Annotated in this window: 6 protein-coding genes; 1 reads left to right on the top strand and 5 read right to left on the bottom strand. The window is 58.4% G+C overall.

Going from position 1 to position 5,080, the window contains the following annotated elements; all coding sequences use genetic code 11:
- Positions 1 to 963, bottom strand: a 963-nt coding sequence (locus AC13RM_RS31410) for an efflux RND transporter permease subunit (RefSeq protein ID WP_488556141.1), incomplete at its 3' end; no start/stop codon positions are given.
- Between the two features lie 9 nt (positions 964 to 972).
- Positions 973 to 2,277 (bottom strand): efflux RND transporter periplasmic adaptor subunit, encoded by a 1,305-nt coding sequence (locus tag AC13RM_RS31405; protein ID WP_374819528.1) that lies wholly within the window; start codon positions 2,275 to 2,277, stop codon positions 973 to 975.
- 101 nt (positions 2,278 to 2,378) lie between these two features.
- Here AC13RM_RS31405 and AC13RM_RS31400 point away from each other — a divergent pair, with 101 nt between their 5' ends.
- The gene (locus AC13RM_RS31400) at positions 2,379 to 3,065 is read left to right on the top strand and encodes a TetR/AcrR family transcriptional regulator (protein ID WP_488556140.1); all 687 of its coding nucleotides are present in this window, start codon (positions 2,379 to 2,381) and stop codon (positions 3,063 to 3,065) included.
- A 193-nt stretch (positions 3,066 to 3,258) separates the two neighbouring features.
- On the opposite strand, the gene AC13RM_RS31395 is transcribed toward AC13RM_RS31400, so the two are convergent.
- The 3 genes from AC13RM_RS31395 to AC13RM_RS31385 form a co-directional block, all read right to left on the bottom strand.
- Positions 3,259 to 3,498 carry a hypothetical protein gene (locus AC13RM_RS31395; RefSeq protein WP_075853552.1) on the bottom strand — a complete coding sequence of 80 codons (240 nt, stop codon included), beginning with the start codon at positions 3,496 to 3,498 and terminating at the stop codon, positions 3,259 to 3,261.
- Between the two features lie 426 nt (positions 3,499 to 3,924).
- Positions 3,925 to 4,383 carry a helix-turn-helix domain-containing protein gene (locus tag AC13RM_RS31390; protein WP_113231410.1) on the bottom strand — a complete coding sequence of 153 codons (459 nt, stop codon included), beginning with the start codon at positions 4,381 to 4,383 and terminating at the stop codon, positions 3,925 to 3,927.
- A 186-nt stretch (positions 4,384 to 4,569) separates the two neighbouring features.
- The gene (locus tag AC13RM_RS31385; protein WP_113231411.1) at positions 4,570 to 4,878 is read right to left on the bottom strand and encodes a hypothetical protein; all 309 of its coding nucleotides are present in this window, start codon (positions 4,876 to 4,878) and stop codon (positions 4,570 to 4,572) included.
- Between the last annotated feature and the right edge of the window lie 202 nt (positions 4,879 to 5,080).

Below are 5,080 nucleotides of genomic sequence, written 5' to 3'. Positions count from 1 at the left end.
GACATTCGGCGGCAGGGTCTCGCTCATATTGCCGATGGCTGTCCGCACCGCTTCGGCCGTATTGATGGCGTTGGCGCCGGAGGCGAGCATCACCGCAAGACCGGCGGAAGGATGACCGTTATAGGTGGTCGACGTCGTATAGCTGTCCGCTCCGAGTTCCACGGTGGCGACATCGTTGATGCGCACCAGCGAGCCGTCGGACTGGCTTTTCAGGATGATATTTTCGAACTGCTCCGGCGTCTGCAGGCGGCTCTTCGCCGTGACTGTCGCATTGAGCTGCTGGCCCTTGCGCTGCGGCAGGGCACCCAACTGGCCGGCCGAGACCTGCGAGTTCTGGGCCTGGATTGCGCTCGTTACGTCGCTCACCATCAGCTGATATTTGGCAAGCTTGTCCGGATCGACCCAGATGCGCATGGCATAGCCGGCACCGAAGATCTGTGTATTGCCGACGCCTTCGATACGCTTCAGCGTGTCGTTCAGGGTGCTGGAGACGTAATCGGCAAGGTCGTTCGAGTTAAGTTTCCCATCCGTCGACACGAAGCCGACGACCATCAGGAAGTTCGAGGTCGATTTCGAGACGACGATGCCGGTATTTTGAACGGTCTGCGGCAGCTGCGCGGTGACGAGCTGCAGCTTGTTCTGTACCTGCATCTGCGCGACGTCGGGATCGGCCTTGTTGGTGAAGGTCAGCGAAATCGAGGCCTGACCCGTCGAGGTCGATGTCGATGTCATGTAGTCGAGATTGTCGATACCGGTCATGCCCTGCTCGATGACCTTGGTCACCGAGTTTTCGACGGTTGCCGCATCAGCCCCGGAGTAGGTGGCGCTGATGCTGACTGTCGTCGGTGCGATCTGCGGATATTGCGAAATCGACAGCGTGAAGATCGAAAGTGCGCCCGCCAGCATGATGACGATGGCGATCACCCAGGCGAAGATCGGCCTGTCGATGAAAAAACGAGACATCGTCTAACCTCACTTCTGCGCGCCGGAGGCGGCTTTCATATCGGTCTTTTCCAGCCCGGCCTGCTCCGTAGACGGTTTGCTATCGGCGGCAGCCTGCTTCACTTCGCCGGTCGCATCGTCAATCGTTACCGGAGAAATGGTGACTTCCTGACCGTCACGAACACGCTGGACGCCTTCGACGATCACGCGATCGCCATCGGCAACGCCCTGGTTGACAAGCCAGCTGTTGCCGATGCTGCGTTCCACCTTCAACACCCGCTGCTGCACCTTGCCCTCGGCGGTCACGAACATGGCGATCGGTTCGCCCTTCGTGTTGCGGGTCACGGCGCGCTGCGGCACGAGGAAGCTGTTTTCGGCAATACCTTCCTGGATGGTGGCACGAACATACATGCCCGGCAGCAGGATGCGATCCGGATTGGGGAAGACGGCGCGCACGGTGATGGTGCCGACCGTTTCCGCAACGGAGGATTCGGCAAATTCCAGTTTGCCGGTTTCCTTGTATTGGCTGCCGTCCTCAAGCGTCAGATGTACGGAAACGTTGTCGCCGCTCGTTTTCAGCCGGCCGTCGGCGACGGCGCGGCGGAATTCGAGCAGGTTGGTGCTCGACTGCGTGACATCGACATTGATCGGATCGAGCTGACGAATGGTGGTCAGCGCCGTTGTCTGATCGGCAGTGACGAGCGCGCCGACGGTGACGGTGGACGCATCGACGCGGCCGGAGATCGGCGCTCTCATCTTGGTATAATCAAGATTGATGCGGGCGGTCTCCAGGGCCGCCTTGGCGGAAGCGACATCGGCCTGAGCCTGGACGAGCGTGGACTGCGCGTCATCGAAATCCTGCTTGCTGACCGCGTTCTGGGCGCTCAGGCCCTTGTAGCGGTCGAGCTTGGCCTGGGCGCTGGGCACGGCGCCCTCCGCCTTCTGCAATGAGGCTGCGGCGCTGTCATACGATGCCTGATAGGAGGACGGATCGATCTCGTAGAGCACGTCGCCTTCCCGGACCTCACTGCCTTCCTTGAAATTGCGGCTGCGGATGATGCCGCCGACCTGCGGCCGCACTTCGGCGACGAGGTAGGCACTGGTGCGGCCGGGCAGTTCGGCGGTGATGGCGACGGATTGCGGATGCAGCGACATCGCGCTCACTTCCGTCTTGACGGCGGGAGCGGTGTTCTGGGCGGAATTCTGCTGGTTGCAGCCCACCAGTAACATCGCGGCGACAATTCCGACGGCGGTCAGCGAGCCGCGGCCAACCGTAAGGCGGGCTGGTATCGCCGGATATGCGACTGCAGAAGTGGGAGGGGCGAGCTTTCGCACGTTGCTATTTCCTGTTGCCTTATTTATAGTACCAAGTCGTACAGAAAATATTTGTACGGCTTCAAATGTCAATCGTATTCGGCTGTTGGGGTCAAGACGGTGTGCTGACAAAGGAACGAGCAGCCAAGGCCGACCAGGTGGCTAAGACCCGCCCGCGCGGCCGTCCGAAAACCGTGAACGACGATGCGCGCAGCGCGGAGATCGTCGCGGAGGCGCGCGCAACCTTTTATGAGCTGGGTTACGGCGGCACAACCATGGATCTGGTTGCTGCCCGGTGCCGGATTTCGAAGCAGACCCTCTACAGGTTGTTTCCGAGCAAGACCGATCTCTTCAAGGCCATCATTGCTGAGCATCGCGCATCGATGCTGGCTCTGCCGCGGCCCACTGAGGAGAATTTGCCGTTCGACAAGGCGCTCGAGATGATATTCATGATCGACATCGATGAAGATCAGGAGCGCGAACGGGACGCCTTCATTCACCTTGCCATCAGTGAGTCGCAGCAATCTCCTGAAATCGCCAGGCTACTGCACACTTATGGCGCCAGACCATCACGGCAGTTGCTCACGGATTGGCTTGTCGAGCAGCAGCGGCGCGGCTTGATCGAAATTGCCGATGCGGCAAGCGGAGCGCGCATGTTGATGAGCATGATCTTCGATGCGATGATTTCGAGGCCGGGGCGTCCGAAGGATTGGCCCGACCGCGAAACGCGGTTGCGCCATCTGCGCCATTGCATCGCGATTTTTACCGCCGGCGTCCAGCCGCGCAAAGGTAGCTTCCGAACGCCTTGATCTTTGAATTCGCTTCCCGCGCGTGGGGTTTTGATTTTATGGAGGTCATTGTCGCAAAGCCGCTGCAGGCTCTGTGCGACATGCTTTCGGCCTGCCATCTCGACGATTCAGCTCACCAAGAGCAATGCCGATACGGCTTGCTGAGCCATACCGGCATCGTTCCGTATCCGGCAAAGGCCGGGATTACTCTGATTCAGTGTGCCACCACGTTTGCTATGTCCGTTCCCTCTTCGAACAAGGGATTGGGCAAGCCATTTTCATACATTTCCTGTAGCACAGCCCCGAGCGCCAAATCCAGGCACCAGACCGGGAATTCCGCATTCAGGTTTTTGGCGCTCTGCCGTGCATAAGTGATGAGCCGAGCGATTGATGCCAGTTCCTTGAGCGAGTCCGGATCCTGGTATGCTGCGTCGATCGGAAGTGCTGCTGTCATTTCGTGCCCTCTATTGCCCCCGTTCCCGGCAGACGAATCGTGTCTGGCCGGGAACATCAGCAAACCGTAACGGATGTTTTGCAGCTTGGCGCGTGACATGCGGCGTGACACGATGCGTGATTGCGGCGATTTCTTGATTTTGCAATTTCAAGGCGTGAAATGCGGCCTGCAAGGGGTAGGAAGGAGCCTCACGTCGAACATTTGCACGCAAAATCCGCCCATGCTTCCGCTATCAGCGCGATTTTAGTGCCGCCTGGATGTCGATCTTCGCGACCTTCTGCGAGCCGATGCCAGGCTAGACAGACTGAAATTCTCGGCGGGAACTCAGGGCTTGAAGCGCATCGCGATCTCTCAAATCCGCTTCTTGCGCTTCAGGTTTTTGATGTCGCTGTCGCAAAAGCGCTGCGCATTTTTGCGCAAAATGCTTCAGTTGCGCAGGCCGACCGATACGTTCGTTGCGCGTGGGAGGTGATCTGGCAGCGCGTCAGAAGCACTTGCCAGCGATTTGATCAGCGTCAGCACGGACTGGCGAATGCTTGGATCGTTGATCTTCATGAACGCCTTGTTGAGGCTCAGGCCCTCTTTGGACGTCAGGAAATCCGATAGATCTTCCAGGCCGTTGATTGCGCCGAGGCCATCGGTGTTCAGGGGCTGCGAATTATCCTGCTGGAAGAAGAAGGCAACCGGTACGGCGAGCACGCCGGCAATCGCCTGCAACCGGCTGGCGCCGATGCGATTGGTGCCCTTTTCGTATTTTTGCACCTGTTGAAATGTCACGCCGATCTGTTCGGCAAGCCGCTCCTGGCTCATGCCAAGCATAAGACGGCGCGTGCGGACGCGAGAGCCTACATAGGCATCGATCGGGTTCGGTACTTTTGCACTCACTGCGCAATCTCCTTATTCAAACAGGGCTGGCGGATTACACCATATTTTGACCCTTCGCGATAAAGGGCGCGTGCTCTATCTGCCCGCGAAATGTGCGTTAAATGTGGGTGGAGCTCAACTAAAAGTCTTTTTATATTGAGTTTTGTAACTCCGTACACGCATAAACCGCAGAAAAGCTGATTCGCGTCAATGCGGATTGAAGATCGAGGACGGCTTGCAATTATAGACGGGGCAGGCCGGGTTATCCTTGGTCGGCACATAGCTGCGGCTGGCATAGTCGGAGATGTCGCATTGCCCGCGGCCGGCCACATAACGGTCGTAGAGAACGGGACCGCCACGGGACGATGGATAGCGCAGTATCACCGCCCGTTCGGCGGCAATCAGTTGCTGCACCGATGCGCAAGTTTTGCCGAGCGACTCGTAGCGGGAAATCGCCGATGCCGGCCCGGCTATCGTGATCGTCATCAGCACAAGGGCTGCGGCAATGATCCTCATCGATGATCCCTCCCAATGAAAGCACTTTACCTTAAATAGTCGCAATGCGGGAAATGCCAAGATAGGCAATGCTTGCCGTTGTATGGAAGTCCGACTTCCGTCAACGGGCGCGAAACCGCAGCCATTCGAAGCGAACCGCCGATAGCCGAGGAGTTGCTTTCAGCTCAATGAAAGGTTGGGCGTGCATGTCTTTTCCGCTTCA

Source organism: Martinezella sp. CNPSo 3732, from assembly GCF_057784515.1.
This window is presented reverse-complemented; position numbering and strand designations above follow the sequence as displayed.

What these genes read in the sequence shown, in the direction of transcription:
- AC13RM_RS31395 (WP_075853552.1), bottom strand. Translation starts at nt 3,498, where the DNA reads ATGACAGCAGCACTTCCGATCGACGCAGCATACCAGGATCCGGACTCG.
- AC13RM_RS31385 (WP_113231411.1), bottom strand. Translation starts at nt 4,878, where the DNA reads ATGAGGATCATTGCCGCAGCCCTTGTGCTGATGACGATCACGATAGCC.